The 19042-nt window shown below is 66.9% G+C and carries 17 protein-coding genes and 1 pseudogene; 8 read left to right on the top strand and 10 right to left on the bottom strand.

What is annotated here, in order from left to right:
• Positions 1-24 precede the first annotated feature (24 nt).
• From E3227_RS06430 to E3227_RS06420, 3 genes are read left to right on the top strand one after another with little or no spacing between them, the layout of a single operon-like run.
• Entirely contained in the window at positions 25-870 is an 846-nt protein-coding gene (locus tag E3227_RS06430) for a WcbI family polysaccharide biosynthesis putative acetyltransferase (protein ID WP_144317929.1), read from the top strand.
• Complete coding sequence (locus E3227_RS06425) at positions 867-1778, top strand: glycosyltransferase family protein (RefSeq protein WP_144317928.1); 912 nt, start codon at positions 867-869, stop codon at positions 1776-1778. Before E3227_RS06430 ends, E3227_RS06425 begins: the two co-directional genes overlap by 4 nt.
• Positions 1763-2896, top strand: coding sequence for a glycosyltransferase family 2 protein (locus tag E3227_RS06420; RefSeq protein ID WP_144317927.1), 1134 nt, complete (start codon positions 1763-1765; stop codon positions 2894-2896). The genes E3227_RS06425 and E3227_RS06420 overlap by 16 nt, the downstream gene beginning before the upstream one ends.
• Positions 2897-2899: 3 nt before the next feature.
• On the opposite strand, the gene E3227_RS06415 is transcribed toward E3227_RS06420, so the two are convergent.
• From E3227_RS06415 to E3227_RS06405, 3 genes and pseudogenes are all read right to left on the bottom strand, one after another.
• Positions 2900-3373: a ribose-5-phosphate isomerase gene (locus tag E3227_RS06415; RefSeq protein ID WP_144317926.1), complete on the bottom strand. Its 474-nt coding sequence runs from the start codon at positions 3371-3373 to the stop codon at positions 2900-2902.
• 10 nt (positions 3374-3383) lie between these two features.
• A pseudogene (locus E3227_RS06410) lies at positions 3384-4226 on the bottom strand (oxidoreductase).
• Positions 4227-4249: 23 nt separating this feature from the next.
• Positions 4250-4864, bottom strand: a complete 615-nt coding sequence (locus tag E3227_RS06405; protein WP_144317925.1) for a DsbA family protein — start codon at positions 4862-4864, stop codon at positions 4250-4252.
• Between the two features lie 46 nt (positions 4865-4910).
• On the opposite strand from E3227_RS06405, the gene pepN reads away from it, so the two are divergent.
• On the top strand, positions 4911-7307 hold the full coding sequence (pepN, locus tag E3227_RS06400; RefSeq protein ID WP_144317924.1) for an aminopeptidase N: 2397 nt from the start codon (positions 4911-4913) through the stop codon (positions 7305-7307).
• On the opposite strand, the gene E3227_RS06395 is transcribed toward pepN, so the two are convergent.
• The gene (locus E3227_RS06395; protein WP_136652856.1) at positions 7304-7999 is read right to left on the bottom strand and encodes a GntR family transcriptional regulator; all 696 of its coding nucleotides are present in this window, start codon (positions 7997-7999) and stop codon (positions 7304-7306) included. The two genes, pepN and E3227_RS06395, sit on opposite strands and share 4 nt — an antisense overlap.
• 76 nt (positions 8000-8075) lie before the next feature.
• Positions 8076-9212 carry a cystathionine gamma-synthase gene (locus E3227_RS06390; protein WP_144317923.1) on the bottom strand — a complete coding sequence of 379 codons (1137 nt, stop codon included), beginning with the start codon at positions 9210-9212 and terminating at the stop codon, positions 8076-8078.
• A 108-nt stretch (positions 9213-9320) separates the two neighbouring features.
• Between E3227_RS06390 and E3227_RS06385 the strand changes: the two genes are divergently transcribed.
• Genes E3227_RS06385 through E3227_RS06370 form a run of 4 tightly spaced genes read left to right on the top strand, consistent with a single transcriptional unit; the run spans position 9321 to position 13355 of the window.
• On the top strand, positions 9321-10388 hold the full coding sequence (locus E3227_RS06385) for a mechanosensitive ion channel family protein (RefSeq protein WP_144317922.1): 1068 nt from the start codon (positions 9321-9323) through the stop codon (positions 10386-10388).
• Positions 10354-10758, top strand: a complete 405-nt coding sequence (locus E3227_RS06380; protein WP_136652859.1) for a globin — start codon at positions 10354-10356, stop codon at positions 10756-10758. The genes E3227_RS06385 and E3227_RS06380 overlap by 35 nt, the downstream gene beginning before the upstream one ends.
• A 57-nt stretch (positions 10759-10815) precedes the next feature.
• Positions 10816-12030: an alanine racemase gene (locus tag E3227_RS06375; protein WP_144317921.1), complete on the top strand. Its 1215-nt coding sequence runs from the start codon at positions 10816-10818 to the stop codon at positions 12028-12030.
• Positions 12027-13355, top strand: a complete 1329-nt coding sequence (locus E3227_RS06370; RefSeq protein WP_246062634.1) for a D-arabinono-1,4-lactone oxidase — start codon at positions 12027-12029, stop codon at positions 13353-13355. Before E3227_RS06375 ends, E3227_RS06370 begins: the two co-directional genes overlap by 4 nt.
• On the opposite strand, the gene E3227_RS06365 is transcribed toward E3227_RS06370, so the two are convergent.
• The 5 genes from E3227_RS06365 to E3227_RS06345 all read right to left on the bottom strand — a co-directional run bounded on the left by E3227_RS06365 (position 13352) and on the right by E3227_RS06345 (position 18962).
• Positions 13352-13984, bottom strand: coding sequence for a DUF8185 domain-containing protein (locus tag E3227_RS06365; RefSeq protein WP_136652862.1), 633 nt, complete (start codon positions 13982-13984; stop codon positions 13352-13354). The two genes, E3227_RS06370 and E3227_RS06365, sit on opposite strands and share 4 nt — an antisense overlap.
• Entirely contained in the window at positions 13981-14409 is a 429-nt protein-coding gene (locus tag E3227_RS06360; RefSeq protein ID WP_144317919.1) for an acyl-CoA thioesterase, read from the bottom strand. The genes E3227_RS06365 and E3227_RS06360 overlap by 4 nt, the downstream gene beginning before the upstream one ends.
• Before the next feature lie 45 nt (positions 14410-14454).
• Positions 14455-16125: an energy-dependent translational throttle protein EttA gene (ettA, locus tag E3227_RS06355; protein ID WP_144317918.1), complete on the bottom strand. Its 1671-nt coding sequence runs from the start codon at positions 16123-16125 to the stop codon at positions 14455-14457.
• A 78-nt stretch (positions 16126-16203) separates the two neighbouring features.
• Complete coding sequence (locus E3227_RS06350; RefSeq protein WP_246062895.1) at positions 16204-16776, bottom strand: single-stranded DNA-binding protein; 573 nt, start codon at positions 16774-16776, stop codon at positions 16204-16206.
• A 173-nt stretch (positions 16777-16949) separates the two neighbouring features.
• Complete coding sequence (locus tag E3227_RS06345) at positions 16950-18962, bottom strand: bifunctional copper resistance protein CopD/cytochrome c oxidase assembly protein (RefSeq protein WP_144317917.1); 2013 nt, start codon at positions 18960-18962, stop codon at positions 16950-16952.
• Positions 18963-19042: the final 80 nt, after the last annotated feature.

Here is a 19042-nt window from a genome sequence, read left to right as displayed (position 1 = left end):
CCCGCGGTTGGTATCTTAGGGGCCATGCCCACCCTCACCGTCGTCGGAAACTGCCAAGCGGAATCGACCCGCAAGCTGCTCATGAGCTGCGGAAAGTTCGACTCCGAGCGCATCGCACCCGTGCACGAGCTCGAAGCCAACGACATGGGGTGGTTCGGCGATCTCATCGCGCGTACCGACGTCCTTGTCACCCAGCCGATCCGGGACAACTACCGCGGCCTCCCCGTCGGCACGTCCGAGCTTGTCCGCCAGCTTCCCGCGCGCGCTCGCCACGTGGTGGTGCCCGTGCTGCGTTTCGACGCCCTCATGCCCTACCAGGCGATTATCCGCGACCCCGACCACCCCTCGCTGAACCCGCCGGTGGTGCCTTATCACGACCTGCGCATCCTCGCCGCCGCCGCGCGCGGGCTGGACAGCCCCGTGGACGCCTCTCCCCCGCCGCCGGCGCTGCGCCGCGCGGCCGCGATGTCGATTGCGGAGATCCGCTCGCGCGAGCAGCGCCACGGCTCGGTGGTGATCTCGGACTATTTGGAGACGACCCCGGTGTGGCACACCGTCAACCACCCGAGCAACGCCACGCTCGTCTCCCTCGCCGAGCGCATCCTCGCCGCACTCGGCATCAGCGGCGGTATTAACGCCCCCGACTACGAAATGCTCGGCGAGCTCGACGCGCCCGTCGCACCCGAGGCGGCCACAGCCCTGGGCGTGAGCGTCACCGGCCGCGCGCAGTGGACCCGGCGCGGCGGCGAGGTCATCGACGATTCAGAGATCGCAGCGCAGCAGCTGGAGTTCTACCGCGCCCGCCCGGCGCTCGTCGCCCACGGGATGACGCGCCACGCGCAGCGGATCAGCAACCTGGGGCTAGCATGAAGCACCTCATCGTCGGACCGGATGGTCACGGCGTTACCGCCTACGCGCTGCAGCTCGCCGCCGCGCTCGGCGTCGACGAGCGAGACATCATCCGCGAGAACACGTTTGACTGCGCCCCTCTTCCCGACGCCCCCATCCACGTCACCTTCACCGACCACCTCTTCGGCACCCAGCCGCTCGCGGCGGTCGAGGCGCTGCTGGGCCGCGTGGGCGAGCGCGCCCTGTCGGTGTCCTTCCACGACATCCCGCAGCCCGAGGAGGGCGCGGAGCGTTTCTCCCGCCGCGCCGAGGCGTACCGGCGCCTGCGCGACGCCGCCACGGTCAGCGTGGTCAACTCCCAGCACGAGGCGCAGTTTTTCGAGCATGCCCCCGCGGTGATCCGCCTGCCCATCCCGCAGGTTGCCTCCCACTTCGACCCCGTCCCGAACACCGTGGGCATCCTCGGTTTCCTCTACCCCGGCAAGGGCCACGAGGACCTCATCGCCGCCCTCGCGGGCACCGATTACCACCTGCGCTTCCTCGGGGCGGTGTCGCAGGGCCACGAGCAGTGGGCGCGTGGCTTGCGCACGGCCTATCCCCACGTGGAGATCACGGGCTGGCTCAGCGCGGACGAGCTCGCCGCCGAGATGGGCCGGGTTGCGGTGCCCGTGTGCGCGCACCGGCACTTCTCCGCCTCCGGGTCTCTCATGACCTGGCTGGGCGCGGGCCGCAACGTGCTGGCCAGCGACTCACCCTACACGCGCGAGATCGACGCCTGGCTGCCCGGGCGCATCACTTTGGTGCGCGACGGCGCGTGGCGCGAGGCGGTGGAGCGGTTCACCCCGCGCGTGATGGATCCACCGAGCTACGACTGGGGCGACGTCGCCTTGGTATGGGAAAGGCAGTGGGCGGCATGTGGCCTGACGTAAGCGTCATCATCCCCTACTACGACAACCCAGCTGGCCTGCGCGCCGTGCTCGCAGCTCTTCGCGCGCAGGACTACCCGGCGCGGGTGGAGATCATCGTCGCCGACGACGGCTCGCCAACCCCGCCCGAGCAGGAGCCCTCGCTTGTCGACGCCCTGACCGACGTCATCACCTTGCGCCAGGACGACCTGGGCTTCCGCGCCGCCGCCGCGCGCAACCTGGGCGCGTCCGTGGCAACCGGCGAGGTCTACGCGTTTCTCGACGGCGACACCATTCCCCAGCCCGGTTACCTCACCGCAGCGGTGGCCCACGTGCAGCGCAACCGCCGGGCAGTGGTCGTGGGCACGCGGCTGACCGGCCCAGATCTCGCCGAACCGGGCTGGCTGACCCAGGCCTGGGCTGATACCGACGACCTGGCGCGGGCCGACTCCACGAGCTGGCGCTACATCATCTCGGCCGTGCTGACCTGCTCGGCGAACTTCTTCCACCACATCGGCGGGTTTGACGCGGGATTTGTCGGCTACGGCGGCGAGGACTGGGAGTTCGGCTGGCGCGCCTGGAACGCTGGCGCCGAGTTCGTGCACGAGCCAGGCGCGCTCGCGCACCACCCCGAGGCCGATTTCGGCGCCCGGCACTGCGACGAAGATGAGGAGGTGCGGGTGAAAAACGCGGAGACACTCGCCCTCGCCGGGCGCATCACCCACCCCATCGCCCGGCCGGCGGGTGTCGTCTTCGGCACCGCGGACGTGGCGGTGGTGGTCCCCGATTTTGCCGACCCCGGCGCGCTTGAGGTGGTGATTTCCTCCTGGCTGCGTGTCGACGCCCGCGTCTACGCCCCGGCGCGCCCCGCGCTGTTCCGCGCGGATCCCCGGGTGCACACGGGCCGCCCCGCGGGCGAGCGGCTGCGCGTCACGCTCGCCTCCCCGTGGGCGCTGGCGGACGCGGAGGCGTTTTACCGCCGCGCGACGGACAGGTTCTTCGTCCTGCCCGACGGCACCGAGGTCGCCTCCGCCCGGGCGCTGAGCCTCACCTCTCCGCGCACTCGAACCTCCGGGGCGTGGCTGGGGCTGAGCCCGGTTGAGGGCCCGCAGCGCCTCGAGCGGATCTTCGCGGGCTGGTAGGGCCTACTCCTGCGGCAGGGCCGGGGCGACGCCGGTGTCCTCGTACTCGGCGAGGATGTCAATGCGGCGCTGGTGTCGCTGTTCGTTCGACCACTCCTGGCCGATGAAGGCGTCGACAATCGCGAGCGCCTCCTCCTCGGTGTGCATGCGCCCGCCGATGCCGATGAGCTGGGCGTTGTTGTGCTCGCGAGCCAGGCGCGCGGTCTCCGTGGACCACGCCAGGGCGCAGCGCGCGCCCTTGACCTTGTTCGCGGCGATCTGCTCGCCGTTGCCGGAGCCGCCGAGCACGATGCCCAGCGAACCCGGGTCCGCGACCGTGCGCTCGGCGGCGGCGATGCAGAACGCGGGATAGTCGTCGGCGGCGTCGTAGACGTGCGCGCCGCAGTCGATTACCTCGTGGCCCGCGGCCTCGAGGTGCTCCTTGATCTGGTTCTTGCGCTCGAAACCGGCGTGGTCTGCTCCAAGATAAATACGCATGGCACCTACCTTAGGCCCCCGGCTCACCCAGCGCGAAGCGCACTCCGGTGAGCTCTTCGGAGACCCCCCACAGGCGGCGGGCGGTCGCTTCATCCTAGGCGGCCTGCGACCTGCTCACGAGCGTCGGGTACCCCCTCATCTGCGAGAACCCGTCCGGGCCGACGAAGCTGTCGCCGGGAATGTCCTCCACCGCGGCATACAGCGCGTTTGCAGCGCGCCCATCTCGGCGGACTGAGCGACCGTGCGGTTGGCAAACCGCATCACGGCGTCCATGAGCCGCTTCTCCGAGTGGCCCTGCAGGTTGGTGTCGCTGTAGCCGGGGTGGGCGGCGACGGCGACCACGCGGGAGCCGGCGTCGTCCAGCTTGCGGTTGAGCTCCGAGGTAAACAGTAGGTTCGCCAGCCTCGACGTCCAAGTCTGCCTGGCGGTGAGCCATGGATGAGAGCGTGACCACCTTGCCGGTAATCGAGGGCAGCAGAAGGTTGGTCAGCGCGAAATGGCCGAGGTGGTTGGTGCCAATCTTAAGCTCAAAGCCGTCGGCCGTGGTGGCGAACGGCACGTACATGATGCCGGCATTGTTGATCAGGACGTAGATAGGCCCGCGCTCGGCCGTGGATTCAGCAAAGCGGCGCACGGAGGAGAGATCCGCCAAGTCGAGGTGCTCGACGTCAACGGAGCCACTAATACGGGCGGCGGCCTCGCGGCCCTTGTCCTCGTTACGAACCGCGAGGGTGACGTCCGCACCCGCGCGGGCGAGCTCGCGGGCCGTGACAAAACCGAGACCGCTGTTGGCCCCGGTGATCACGAAGCGCTGCCCGGAAACCCCGGCGATGCGCTGGGCGTCCCAGCGCATCGGATGCCCGTTGCGGCACGGGCTTAGACCTGCGGGCTTTCGGTGCGGGAGCGCTTGAGCTCGAAGAAGTACGGGAACGCCGAGAGCGTGACGGAGGCATCGAAAAGCTTGCCTGCCTCCTCGCCCGTGGGCACGCGGGTGATCACGGGGCCGAAGAAAGCAGTGTCGCCGAGCTTGAGCACCGGGGTGCCCACGTCGTCGCCGACGGCGTCCATCGCCGAGGCGTGGTAGCCGCGCAGCAGGTCGTCGGCGTCGGTGGTATCAGCCACCTCGGCGCAGGTGCCGGGCACGCCGACCTCGTCCAGAGCCGCGGCGATAATGTCGTTGTAGGCGCCGTCGCCCTGCTTGCCGCCCTGGCCTTCGGTGTGGATCTTCGTGCCCATTGCGGTGTAGAGCTCGTCGATCTTCTCCGGGTGCTCCTGCTTCACCTTGGCGAAGACGCGCGCCGGACCCCAGGCTGCCTCCATCGCGGCGAGGTAGTCCTCGGGGAGGTCGCGGCCGTCGTTAAGCACGGCGAGCGACATGGGGACCCACTCGACCTCGATGTCGCGGACCTTTTCCACCTCCTTAATCCAGCGGGAGGTTTGCCAGCAGAACGGGCAGGTTGTGTCGAACCAGAAAGTTACGTGCTCAGTCATGGCCCCCAGCGTAGCGAAACTACAGATATGGGTAGCGTGGATCTCTATGAAGACCAATCTTTCGCGTATCGACGCCCAGGCCCGCGCCGCGCTCATCGCGGACGTGCACTACGACATCCACCTCGACATCACGGGCGAGGACATCTTCACCTCCACCACCACGGTGAGATTTACCTCCACGCAGGGTGAGACGTTCTTTGATCTCGTCGCCGACTCGTTTTCCGCCAGCCTCGACGGCGCGGAGCTTAACGGGCGAGACATGGTCCTTGAGGCCGGCTCCCACGAGCTGGTGGTCACCGCCACCTCCGCCTACAGCCGCACGGGCGAGGGCCTGCACAAGTTCACCGACCCGGCCGACGGCAAGGACTACCTCTACACCCAGTTCGAGCCGGCCTACGCGATGAAGGTGTTCGCGTGCTTTGACCAGCCCGACATCAAGGCCACATACGCCATTTCGGTGACCGCGCCCGAGCGCTACGTCGTGGTGCTCAACGAAAAGGCCACCCGCAGTGGCAACACCTGGTCGTGCGAGATCACCTACCCGCTGTCGACCTACCTGGTGGCCGTGTGCGCCGGCGAGTACGAGTCCGTCCACGACACCTTCTCCGACGAGCACAAGAACATCGAGCTGGGCCTTTACGCGCGCGCCAGCCTGATTGAGCACCTCGACGCCGAGCGCCTGTTCCGCCAGACAAAAGACGGGTTTAGCTACTTCCACGAGAACTTCGCGGTGCCCTACCCCTTTGGCAAGTACGACCAGATCTTCTGCCCCGAGTACAACATGGGCGCGATGGAAAACGCCGGTGCGGTGACCTTCCGCGACGAGTACATCTTCACTTCCGAGCCGACCCCGCACAAGGTCGAGCGCCGCAACGACACGATCTTGCACGAGATGGCGCACATGTGGTTCGGCGACCTGGTGACCATGCAGTGGTGGGACGACCTGTGGCTCAACGAGTCGTTCGCCACCTGGGCCTCGGCGATTGCGCAGACGGAGATCGGCGAGTACCCGAACGCGTGGGTCACCTTCGCCGCCATCGAGAAGGCCTGGGCGTACTCCCAGGACCAGCTGCCGTCCACGCACCCGATCGCCGCGGACGCGCCTGACATTGAGACCGCCGAGCAGAACTTCGACGGCATCACCTACGCCAAGGGCGCCTCCGTGCTCAAGCAGCTGCAGGCCTACGTCGGCCGCGACGAGTTCTTCGCCGGGGTGCGCGAACACTTCCGCAACCACGCGTTCGACAACGCGACTTTCGCTGACCTGCTCGGTGCCCTCGAGGCGGCCAGCGGGCGCGACCTGTCTCAGTGGTCGCAGCAGTGGCTGCGCACCACCGGCGTGTCGCGGCTCTACCCGGAGATCACCGACGATTCCTTTACGGTGGTGCAGGAATCCGACGTGCAGCGCAGCCACCGCATTGGCGTCGGCCTGTACTCGCTTATCGACGGCCGCGTCACCCGCACCCACGACACCGAGATCTTCATCGAGGGCGAGCGCACTGAGGTCCCCGAGTTTGCCGGCGTGAAGCACGACCTGGCGCTGGTCAACGACCGCGACCTCACCTACTGCCTGATGGGCTTGACCGAGGAGCACATGAGCTTCGTGCTCGAGCACCTCGGCGCGATCGAGGATCCGATGGCGCGCACGCTGTGCTGGTCGGCGGCGTGGGAGGCGACGCGCGACGGGCGCCTGCCGGCGCGTGAGTTTATCAAGCTCGTGGCCTCCCACGTTGCCACGGAGGACCAGCCGACCGTGCAGGAGCGCCTGCTGGGCCAGGCCGTGACCGCGGCCACACTCTACGTTGCGCCCGACTACCGCGACGAGGCCACCGCGCAGCTGAACGACGCCCTGCGCGGCACCGAGCCGGCCCTGATCTTCGACCGCGCCCTTGCTCGCCTCCCGCTTGACGACGCCTCCGCCACGCACCTCTCCCAACTGCTCGACAACTCCGACAACAAGGAGCTGCGCTGGCTGGCGCTGACAGCCCTCATCGCCCACGGCACCCGCAGCGTCGACGACGCCGAGGCGGTCAACGATCCCTCGTCCGAGGGCGCGGTGTCGAAGCTGCGCGCGCGGGCGGTCGCTAACAAGCGCTGGGCGTGGGAGGAAATCACCCGCTCCGATCGCTCCAACCTGGAGATCCGCTACCTCATCGACGGTTTGACGTTCAACGACGAGGGCCTGGAGGGACTTAGCGACAAGTATTTCCGCATCGCGCCTGAGCTGTGGGATCGCCTCTCGAACGAGATGGCGCAGCGCACGTTGGAGGGCATCTACCCGATGTGGGACATTTCCGAGGACGCGGTCGCCAAGGCCGACGCACTGCTGGCCCGCGAGGACCTCACCGCGGGGCTGCGCCGCGTGCTCTCCGAGGGCCGCGACCGCGCGGCGCGCGCTCTGCGCGTGCAGGCCGTGGACGCCGCCGCGGCCACCCGCAGCTAGGCCGACGCTGGCGCCGAGGCGACGCGCAGCAGCGCCGCGTCGGGGCGCAGCAGGATGGTGACGTACGCCGCGAGCTCGCCGTCGACGTGGACGCGGCGGGCGATGCGCTGCAGCGGCGCGCTGTGGCTGAGCTTGAGCTGCTCGCATTCCTTTTCGGATGCGACGGAGGGGGTGATCACGTCCTCGAAGCTGACGCCGCGCGGCGCCGAGGTGCGCAGGCTGCTGTCGCTAACGTGCGCCTCGCAGCCTGGGCGAACGCACACCGACTCTAAGATGGCGGGGGTTTCGTTCGTGAGGTGTAGAAATTCTCGGGTCTGGATGGGGCCGAGATCTTCCTCGCCGAAGGCGCGCACCGCGGCGCGCGGCGGGGCCTTTTCCCCGGCGAACAGGGTCTCGGTCTGGACCTCGACCCCGGCTTGCTCGAGCTGGGCGATGAAGCCGCGGTCTGCGCACAGGTCAATCATTGGCGGTAAAGCCCGAGCGAAAGTGCCTCCAGTGCGACCGCGGCGGCGCGCGATGATCCCCTCTGCTTGGAGCAAGTCAAGCGAGTGGCGCACCGTCATGCGCGCCACGCCGAACTCCTCGACGAGCTCGCGTTCCGACGGCAGCTTGTCGCCGGGGTTAAGCTCCCGGGCTTCAATGCGGCGGCGGAGTTCCTCCGCGATAATGATGTACATGGGCCTTCGCGCCATCAGACCTCCCTCAACTCAGAGCACGCGATACGCATAAATTCTAATGCATAAAACGTGTGTACGAAGCCTTTGTGGCTTAAAGGTTCGCAAGCGCCTGCTCGATGTCGGCGAGAAGATCCGCCTCGTCTTCAATGCCGACGGAGATGCGCACGAGCTCGCGCGGGACGGCTAGCGCCGAGCCTTCGACAGCCAGGTGCGTCATCGTCGCCGGGTGCTCAACCAGGCTCTCCACCCCGCCGAGGGATTCCGCGAGGCAGAACAGCTTGGTGGAGCGGCAGAACGTATGGGCCTGCTGCTCGGTATGGAAAATCACCGATACCATGCCGCCGAAGCGCTTCATCTGGCGCACCGCGGTGTCGTGGTTGGGGTGCGATTCAAGCCCCGGGTAACACACGCGCGCGACCGTGTCGTGGCCCTCGAGGAAGCCCGCCACCGCCTCAGCGTTGTCGCAGTGCCGGTCCATGCGCACCGCGAGAGTCTTCAAGCCGCGGGCGGTGAGGTAGGTGTCAAAGGGAGACGGGATAGCGCCGACCCAGCCGAAGAAGAAGCGCAGCTGCTCCTCCATCTCGGCGCCGTTGGCGCAAACCACGCCGCCGATCACGTCGGAGTGCCCGCCGATGTACTTGGTGGTGGAGTGGACCACGATGTCCGCGCCGAGCTCGAAGGGCTTCTGCAGGTAGGGCGACGCGAAGGTGTTGTCCACCACGAGAGCAGCGTCACCCTTGATCTGCGCAATCGCGCGGATATCGGCGATATCGAGCAGCGGGTTGGTGGGGCTTTCCACCCAGATCGCCTTCGTGTTGTCCTGGACCGCCGCCGCCACCGCCTGGGCGTCAGTCATGTTCACCACGGAGTTGGACACGCCCCACAGCGTGAACACCTGCTGGATCAGGCGGTAGGTGCCGCCGTAGGCGTCGCTGCCGATGATGATGTGGTCGCCGGGTTTGAGCAATACGCGCAGCACGCTGTCAATCGCGGCCATGCCGGAAGCAAAAGCGACGGCGAACTCGGAGCCCTCGAGCGCCGCGACCGTGTCCTCCAGCGCGCTGATCGTCGGGTTTCCCACTCGCGTGTACTCGTACCCATTGCGCGTCACCGCCAGGTCGTCCTGGGCGAACGTGGTCGAGGCGTAGATCGGGGTGTTGATCGGCCCGTACAGGGAGTCGGGGTCGTAACCCGCATGGATAGCATCGGTAGAAAAACCGGAGGGCACTGGGATTGTCCTTTCCTCGGCGAAGCAAAGTCCTGACCGAGTCTAGCCCACCTCTAGACCAAGCTGTCCATTTCCGGCGATTAATATGCAGGTACAATCGCAAAACGCATGACTGTTTACGAAAAATTTTCTAATTCCGCATCCTTCATCCTCGCCAGCGGCGCCGAAAACCCCGCCGTGTCCGAGGCCGTTGACTCCGTAAGCAACTGGTGGCAAGACCCCACCACGCGCGAAAACCTCATCGAGCGCCCGCTCAAAATCGCACTCATTCTGGCCATCGCGTTCGTCGTCCACTTCGTGGTCGCCAGGCTGATCACCCGCGCCGCTGACCGCGGTATCCACCGCCCCGGCGGCACGCTCGGCCTGCGCCGCAGCGTTACCGAACAGGACACACCGCAGGCCAGGGCGCAGGAAGAGCGTCGACAAGCACGCATCCGCACACTGTCCAACGTCGGCCGCTCAGCGGCGGCAATCGTGATCTGGGTGTGGGCGGCGCTGGCGGTTCTCAGCGAGATCGGCGTGAATGTCGCCCCGCTGATCGCCTCCGCCGGTGTCCTCGGTGTTGCGATCGGTTTCGGTGCCCAGTCGCTGGTCAAGGACTTCCTCTCCGGCATCTTCATGCTGCTGGAAAACCAGTACGGCGTCGGCGACACGATAAGCGTCAACGGTGTTGAGGGCACGGTTGAAGAGATGACCTTGCGCGTAACCACGCTGCGCGACATTGATGGCGTGTTGTGGTACATCCGCAACGGCGACATCAACCAGATCGGCAACCAGTCCGACACCTACTCGGTGGCCCGCCTCGAGATCCCCGTCTCACTCACCGCCGAGCCGAAACGCGCAGCAGAGGTAATCGAAGAGTCGTCGCGCGAGGCCGCCAACGCCTCCGCGATTCGCGCGAGCGTGATCTCCGAACCCGAGCTGCTTGGTGTGAGCAACTTCGCCACCGACCACATGACCTACCGCGTCACCGTCAACACCATGCCAGGCGACCAGTGGAGCGTCGCGCGGTCCATGTACGAAGACATCCTCCAGGCGCTCCAGGATGCCGGCATCATGCTGCCAGGCACGCAGCCCGTCGTGATCAAGTACCATCCGGACAACCGCAGAACCGACAACGGTGACAAGGAGTTAGCCAACCATGGACATTTCCCGTCCGGGTCTACACAGCGATAAAACGCTCTACGAGCTTTTGGGCGAGGACTTCTTCCGCAGACTCGTCCATGGCTTCTACACCCGCGTCAAAAGCGACGACCTCATCGGCCCGATGTACCCCGACGACGACTGGGACGGCGCCGAGGACCGCCTGCGCTGGTTCCTCGTGCAGTACTGGGGCGGGCCGCACACATTCAACGAGCGGCGCGGGCGCCCCATGCTGCGCAAGCGCCACTTCCCCTTCCCCATCGGCCAGGCGGAGGCCGAGCGCTGGCTCGAGCTAATGGAAGGCAGCCTCAACGAGTTCGGCCCAGATGAGCTGAGTGACGAGCACCGCGAGATGCTGTGGAACCACATGCAGCGCGTCGCGTACATGATGATTAACCGCTAGTCGTACTTTTTTGCCAAACCTCTAGTGGGCGGGCGCCGCGCTTTCTACGATGTGCGTATGCCAACCGCATCGACGAGCCCCGCTTCTCACCTCATCGAGCTTCTACCGCGCCTGATCAGCTCCGGCGAGATAGCCGCCCCCTGCGCGGTGGTCGACACCCGCGCGTTCGACCACAACGCCGCGCGGATGCGCGAGCGCGCCGCCGGCCTGCCGATTCGCGTCGCCTCGAAGTCGCTGCGCAGCGTCGCCGCGTTACGACGAGCCCTGAACCACGAAGGCTACCGCGGCATCCTCGCCTACACCCTGCCCGAGGCAATCAACCTCGTGCGCGAAGGTTTCACAGACATTGTCGTCGCCTACCCCAGCGTGCACACCGCGGCGCTGGCGCAGCTCGCCGCCGATGAGGCGCTGCGCCGCGAGATCACCATCATGGTCGACTCCGTCGACCACCTCGACCTCGCGGTGGCTGCCGCCGCCGGCGCCGGGCCCGTGCGCGTGTGCATGGACATCGACTGCACCCTGCGCGTCCCCGGCATCCCCGGCTTCGCGCTTGGCCCGCGCCGCTCCCCGATCCGCACCCCCGAGCAGGCCCGCGACCTCGCCGCCGAGGTGCTGCACCGGCCCGCCCTCAGACTCGTAGGCGTGATGGGGTACGAAGGCCAGGTCGCCTCCGTCGCCGACGCCGAATCGGGTGCGGCCGGCGCGGTCAAGCGCCTGCTCCGCACCACCTCGATGGCGCAGCTCGTGCCGCGGCGCGCGGACTGCGTCGCCGCCGTGCGCGAGCTCGCCGACTTAGAGTTCGTCAACGGCGGGGGCACCGGCTCGCTCGATGTCAGTGCCGTCGACGACTCGCTGACGGAGCTCGCTGCCGGCTCCGGGTTTTACACCCCGGTTATTTTCGACAACTTCTCCGACATCGACCACGTCCCGGCGGCGTTTTTCGTCTGCCAGGTCTCTCGCCTGCCCGCGCCGGGCTGGGCCACCGTCAATTCCGGCGGCTGGATCGCCTCCGGCCCGCCCGGCGCCGACCGGGTGCCCGTGCCCGTCTACCCGCCGGGGCTGGGCTACTCCGCTACCGAGGGCGCGGGCGAGGTGCAGACCCCGCTGCACGGCAGCGCGGCGCGCGAGCTGCGCATCGGCGATCCGGTCTGGTTCCGCCACGCGAAGGCCGGCGAGATGACAGAGCACGTCGACCGCATGATCGCGGTTGATGCGGATGGCACCCACCACGAGTGGGACACCTACAGAAGACAAGGATGGACCCTGCGATGAGCCGAACACTAAAGAATGGGAAGTTCCGAAACTGGGCTGGGTCGGTGACCACGCACCCCGATCGCGTCCACTACCCCGCCACGATCGATGAGGTCGCGGCCATCGTAAGCAGCCTGCCCGCGGGCCGCAGCATCCGGCCCGTCGGCGGCGGCCACTCCTTTACCCCCGTCGCCGCCGGCGAGCAGGACATGATGAGCCTGGACAACCTCTCCGGCGTCGTGAAAGTCGACCGCGCCCGCAAGCGCGTGCGCTTCCTCGCCGGCACCCGCCTGCACCACGTCCCGCAGCTCCTCGCCCCCTTCGGCCTCGCACTGGCCAACCAGGGAGACATCGACACCCAATCGATCGCGGGCGCGATCTCCACCTCGACCCACGGCACCGGCATCGGTTACACAGGTTTCGCCGGCACGGTCACCGCATTATCGCTTATCGACGCCTCAGGCAACCTCCACTCCTTTGCCTTCGACGACGACCCCGATGCGCTTCGCCTGGTCACGGTGTCGCTGGGCGCGCTCGGCATAATCGTGGAGGTGGAGATGCAGTGCGTGGACTCCTTTGACCTGCTCGCCGTCGAGGGCGCCGAGGACTTCACCGAGGTCCTCGACACCTGGGAGGAGCGCACCCGCGCCGTCGACCACTACGAGGCCTTCTGGTTCCCGCACACCGACCGCGCGATGGTCAAGAGCAACACCAGCCTCGAGCCAACGGCCCCCGCACCGGACGGTGAGCCCCGCCCGCGCACCTGGCTGACCCGCGCCTTTGAGGAGGAGGTCATCGGCAACGGCGTGTTCGCCGCCTCGCTGGCGTTCACCCGCCGCGTGCCCGCGGCCATCCCGCGGCTCAACGCGATCTCCGTCGCCGCGATGGGCGCGACCACCTACCGCTCGCGCGCCCACGAGGTTTTCGCCTCGCCGCGGCGCGTGCGCTTCCACGAGATGGAGTTCGCCGTGCCGCTTGCCGACGGCCCCGGGATCGTGCGCGAGCTGCAACGAGAAATCGATGACCGCGGCTGGCTGATCCCCTTCCCCTTCGAGCTGCGCTCCACCGCCGCCGACGAGGTCGCCCTGTCGAGCTCGACGGGCCGGGAGTCGATGTACATCGCGATCCACGTGCCCAAGGCGATGAACCCGGCGAACTATTTCCCGCGCTTCGAGGAGATCCTGCGCGCCGCCGGCGGGCGCCCGCACTGGGGCAAGATGCACACGATGGGGCGGGCGGACTTCTCCGAGATCTACCCGCGCTTCGATGAGTTCTGCGCCCTGCGCGAAGCGATGGACCCGAACTGGGTGTTTGGCTCCGCGCACCTGCGCCACCTCTTCGGCTAGACGAACAGTCCCAGCGAGGCGGAGTGGTAGACGGTGCCGAAGGGGGCGTCGACACGCACCCAGCGCCCCGCCGTGGAGATCCGCAGGTGACGGGGAACCTCGACGGGTGCGGCGAAGCCGGGGATGAGCCCGAGAGCGGTACACGTGAATATCATGCGCATCGGGATTTCCACCGGGGACCCGGAGTCGGCGTCGGCGGTGAGCACGGTCTGGTTCAGCAGTGAGGCGGGAGGGCCGAGCGGGCCGGAGAACTGCCGCGCGAGCGCGCGGCCTTCGTCCGCGAGGTGGCGCACAACGGTGACGGGGACGACATCGCGCTCGCTGAAACCTTCGCGCGGGGGCAGGGCTCCTGGCCAATTGGGGTCGCGCGCTGTGCCCACGCGGGCCACCTCCGCCTGCAGGGCGTTGAGCAGGTCGCTCGCGGCCACGGCCGCGCCGTCGCGGGACGCCACACCGACGATGCGCCGGGAGGCGACGCAGTCGAACGGGGTGGTGACGAAGACGTCGACGTGGTCGTCGTCACGCTGGGCAAACCGCGCTGTCGCTGAGGCGTCGAGCCCCACGGCCCGGCCGACCAGCGAGATCAAGCCCGGGCGGCCGTCGGTGACAGTGAGCGACTCGACGCTCACTCGCCTTCCTTGGCGGCGCCGGAGGTCAGAATCCCCATCTCCTTCTCGGTGATCGCGCGGGGGGTTGCGGTCTTCACGTCGACCACAACGAGGACGCTGGTGACGGAGCAGCACACGTTGCCGTGCCGGTCGATGATGTCCTGGCGCGTGGTAAACGAGGTGTTACCCACCTTGATCACCTCGGTGCGCACGAGGATCTCCGTGGTGTCCGGCATGACGGGGCGGGTGAAGTCGGCCTCAATGTGGCGCACGAACACCTGGAACGAGCCCGAGGTGCCGAAGAACTCCGTCGCAAACGCCAGGCGCGCCTCCTGGGCGTACTCGATGTAGACGGCGTTGTTGACGTGGCCGTAGCGGTCGAAGTCGCCCCAGCGAACCGGCAGGCGGAACTCGTGGGTCTTGGTCGTGGAAGTGGTCTCAGTCATACGTCCTCCTCGTCTCGCGGCTCTTTTTTGAAGAGCCGGTGGTTCTTAGCGGGTCAGCCTGCGGTGGGTGACGCGCGAAGGCTTCGCGGCCTCCTCACCGAGGCGCTCGACCTTGTTCTTCTCATAGTCGCCGAAGTTGCCCTCGAACCAGAACCACTTGCCTTCCTCGATGTTGCCCTCCCACGCGAGGATGTGGGTGCAGGTACGGTCCAGGAACCAGCGGTCGTGCGAGATGACCACTGCGCAGCCCGGGAACTTCTGCAGCGCGTTCTCCAGCGAGCTGAGGGTTTCCACGTCGAGGTCGTTGGTCGGCTCATCGAGCAGGATCAGGTTGCCGCCCTGCTTCAGCGTCAGCGCCAGGTTGAGGCGGTTGCGCTCACCACCCGAGAGCACCTTCGACGGCTTCTGCTGATCCGGGCCCTTGAACCCGAATGCGGACAGGTAGGCGCGCGAGGGCATCTCGTTTTGGCCGACGTGGATGTAATCCAGGCCATCGGAGACAACCTCCCACACCGTCTTTTCCGGGTCGATGTTAGCGCGGTTCTGGTCCACGTAGGACAGCTGGACCGTCTCGCCCACCTGGACCTGGCCGGCGTCCGGCTGCTCGAGCCCGACGATGGTCTTGAACAGCGTGGTCTTGCCCACGCCGTTCGGGCCGATCACGCCGACGATGCCGTTGCGCGGCAAGGTAAAAGACAGGTCGTCGATGAGGATGCGCCCATCGAAGCCCTTCTCCAGGTTGGTGACCTCGACGACCTTGTTGCCCAGTCGCGGCGGGGTCGGAATCTGGATTTCTTCGAAGTCGAGCTTGCGATACTGCTCGGCCTCGGCAGCCATCTCCTCGTAGCGCTCCAGGCGAGCCTTGTTCTTCGCCTGGCGGGCCTTCGGCGAGGAGCGCACCCAGTCCAGCTCGTTCTTCAGGCGCTTCTGCAGCTTCTGGTCCTTCTTGCCGCTGACCTCGAGGCGCTCCGCCTTCTTCTCCAGGTAGGTGGAGTAGTTGCCCTCGTAGGGGTAGAGCTTGCCGCGGTCGACCTCGCAGATCCACTCGGCGACGTTATCCAGGAAGTAGCGGTCGTGTGTGATCGCCAAGACGGCACCCTTGTAGTCCTGCAGGTGGCGCTCCAGCCACAACACGCTCTCGGCGTCGAGGTGGTTGGTGGGCTCGTCGAGAAGCAGCAGGTCCGGCTCGGAGAGCAGCAGCTTGGCCAGGGCGACGCGGCGGCGCTCGCCACCGGAGAGGTGGGTCACGGGCGCGTCGGACGGCGGGCAGCGCAGAGCCTCCATGGCCTGCTCAATCTTGGAGTCGACCTCCCACGCGTCGGCGGCGTCGAGGGCTTCCTGTAGCTTGCCCATTTCCTCCATCAACTCGTCGGTGTAGTTGGTGGCCATCTCCTCGGCGATTTCCTCGAAGCGCTGCTTCTTCTCGAAGATGTCGCCGAGGCCCTCCTCGACGTTTTCGCGCACCGTCTTGTCCTCATTCAGGGGCGGCTCCTGCAGCAGGATGCCCACGGTTGCGCCCGGGTCGAGGAAGGCCTCGCCGTTGTTCGGCTGGTCCATGCCGGCCATGATCTTGAGCAGCGACGACTTACCGGCGCCGTTGGGCCCGACGACACCAATTTTTGCGCCGGGGTAGAAGGCCATGGTGACGTTGTCGAGAATGACCTTGTCACCGATGGCCCTGCGAACGTTCTTCATCGTGTAGATGAACTCAGCCACTTAGTTTTTCCCCTTATGTGCCCTGTTGATGGAAACAATTCTCCACTTAGGGTACATCACGGGGCGGAATCGGCCCCGCTAGAAGGGAGCCTCCTCGCCGTCGACAGCCGCGTCGGCGAAGCTCAGCCCGGAGTCGCTGCGCACCGGGCTGCCCTGGCCAACGAGGTCCTCGGCGCTGCTGCGCGTCGGCGTCGTCTCCGGGGCGAGGTCCTCGCCGGTCTTCAGCGCCACCGGTGCCATGCCCTCCGGCGTGTTCGACTGGTTGGTCGTCTTCTGCGAGGACACCTGGTAGTTGCCCAGATCGAAAGCAACCTTGGAGGCCTTGAGCAAAATCTTCTGCCGCGTGGCCGGTTTGCCGTCCTCGTCGAACTGCGTGGGATCGGTCCAGGAGTCCGTGATCAGGGACCCGATTAGAAGCACGGGCGCGCCCTTGAATAGAGAGGCCTTGGCGTTGATGGCGAGCTGTCCCCAGCACTCCACGTCGAGGTAGAGCGTGTCGGTCTCTTGCCAGATCGGGCGCTGGTTCTTGTCGAGCTCATCGGTGCGGAAGCGCCGGGACGAGGCGACGCGGAATTTGGTCAGGTACTTGTTGCTGTCGAAGTGCAGCATCTCTGGTTCGAAGATCAGGTTCCCGGAAACGGTAATGTGCATCTGGCTCACGAGAGAGCCCCCTTTTTTTTCTCGTTGGTGGCGTGTGCTGACGCGCGGCGTTTAACCCCGCGGTAGGTGCATGCTTGCACGCTGGGGCGACGCGGTGGTGGGGTCGTCGACAAGCCTGTGGATAACCCGGGGGTTATCCACAGATTTCGCGGCGTGTTCGCCGTTTACTTGCGCCCACCGCTTTTTTGGGTATATTGCGCGAGCATCTCGTTGTAGCGGCGCCATTCCTCGTCATCCGTCTCCTCGGCGCGCCGGTCCAGCTCGCGGGTCTCGGTCTTATCCTCGCGCCACCACAGGTAAAACAGAACGGCGAACACGACGGTCAGCGGGAACGACCCCGACGCCCAGGCGATGCCGCCGCCGGCCTTCTGGTCCGCGAGCAGGTCCGGATCCCACGGCAGGTTCAGCGAGTTGTAGAAGTCTTCGCCCATGATCACGCCCAGCTGCATGAGGTAAACACCCATGAACAGGTGGATCGGCATGGACACCCACAGCCACGCAAGCCGCACCTTCGCGCTGGCGCGCCCCTCAATGTGGTCGGGCCCGATGAGCTCCCAGAAGTAGAAGTACCCGGAGAGCAGGAACACCCCGTTCATGATCACGTGGCCCGCGTGCTCGGAGATCATCAGCTCATAGAGCGGGATGGAGATGTAAAGGATGTAGAAGAAGAAGACGAACTGCGCCAGCGACACCGGCGGCCACGTAATCACGCGCAGAAACCGCGAGCGCTGGAAGGATTCCACCCACATGCGCGGGTTGAACTCTCCGGCCGGGTACGCGGCCGCAACCAGGGTCAGCGGCGCGCCGAGCACGAGCAGAACGGGCACGGCCATGGACAGGATCATGTGCACGATCATGTGCGCGGAGTACGACGCCGGCATGTGCATGCCCACGCCCGAGGACAGGGTGACCACGATCGTGGCGCAGCCGAGGAGCCACCACGCGGTGCGCGTGTGGCGCCAGCCGTCCACGCGGCGGACAAGGTGCAGGTAGTAGAGCGCGAGCAGCAGCGCGATGACGCTGTAGAGCAGCTCGAAGCGCCACTGGCCCAACCAGTTAGTCACGGTCAGCGGCTCGTTGAGGTTGTAGCCCATCTGCAGCTCCATCTCGCTTAGATCGATGGTGCGCGGCGGGGGCGGCGGCGTGCGCCCGAGGGTGACGGCGACGCCGGTCACGGCGGCCATGACGAGCACCTCCACTGCGGCGAGGCGCGTGAACGCGCCACGGTCTGTGCCCAGGCGCGGGATGGTGATCGAGCGGTGCGCGTAGCCGAGCAGCCCCAGCACCAACAGTGCGACTGTCTTGGCGATGAGCACAAGCCCGTAGTTGTACTGCAGCAGGTCCTCGGGCCGCACGCGTATCGACGCATTAATCAAGCCCGAGATCAGCATGACCAAGAAGGAAAACAGCGTCACCTGCGAGTAGCGGCGCGCGGCGCTTTCCAGGTGCGGCCCCAGCCGACGCCCGTAGGCGACGAGCGCCATGAGCGCGCCGATCCACAGCAGCATGAACACCAGGTGCCAGAGGAAGGAGTTCGTGCCGTAGTCGTGGTCGCCGCCGGTGGCGGAGTGGCCCGTCAAACCCAGCGGCATAATCGTGACCAGAGAGCCGATCAGCAGCGCAACCTGCGCCCACCAGGAGTGGGCGGTTAGGGCGACGACGCCGACGACACCGGCGATGGCGGCCACGCCGAGCCACACCTGCGCATCGGCGACCTGCTCGAGCGCAGTCGCCCACGCCGACGGCGCGAACAGGACCTGGCTCAGCGGGGTGCCGGAGACGTCGGAAAGCACGAGCGGAATCATGAGCAGCGCAATCAAGCACACGCTTAACGACGCCCACCCCGCCGTGCGCGCCGCAATCACCCCGTCGACGCTGAGCCGGGCGCCGTTGAGGTCCTCGCCAGTGCGCCGCGGCGGGATGAGAAATGCCGAGAAGAGGAACGACCCCGCGGCCAGGGCGGCGCACATCCACGCCGTGGCGCGCAGGGCGGGTAGGCCGAAGATGGTCACGATTCCGGGGTCCGGGATGCCGAGCGCGGCGAGCGAGTCGTTGGAAAATAAAGTCGCCACCGTTCCAGCCACGAGCGCAGCGACAAGCAGCGCCGCCCCGTAGAAGGGCCACGCGACCTTGACCGCCGCCGTTGACTGCCTCGTGTGCGACCCGTTGTGTGACATACCTTCACACCATACTTTCGATGGAGGTCGCGGCATAACCGGAAGCGGGACACACCGGCGCGCTGCGCTATACTCTTTAA

This window comes from Corynebacterium sanguinis (assembly GCF_007641235.1).
Lineage (GTDB): Bacteria > Actinomycetota > Actinomycetes > Mycobacteriales > Mycobacteriaceae > Corynebacterium > Corynebacterium sanguinis.
Note: the sequence above shows the minus strand (reverse complement) of the source record. Positions and strands in the feature narration are given on the sequence as shown.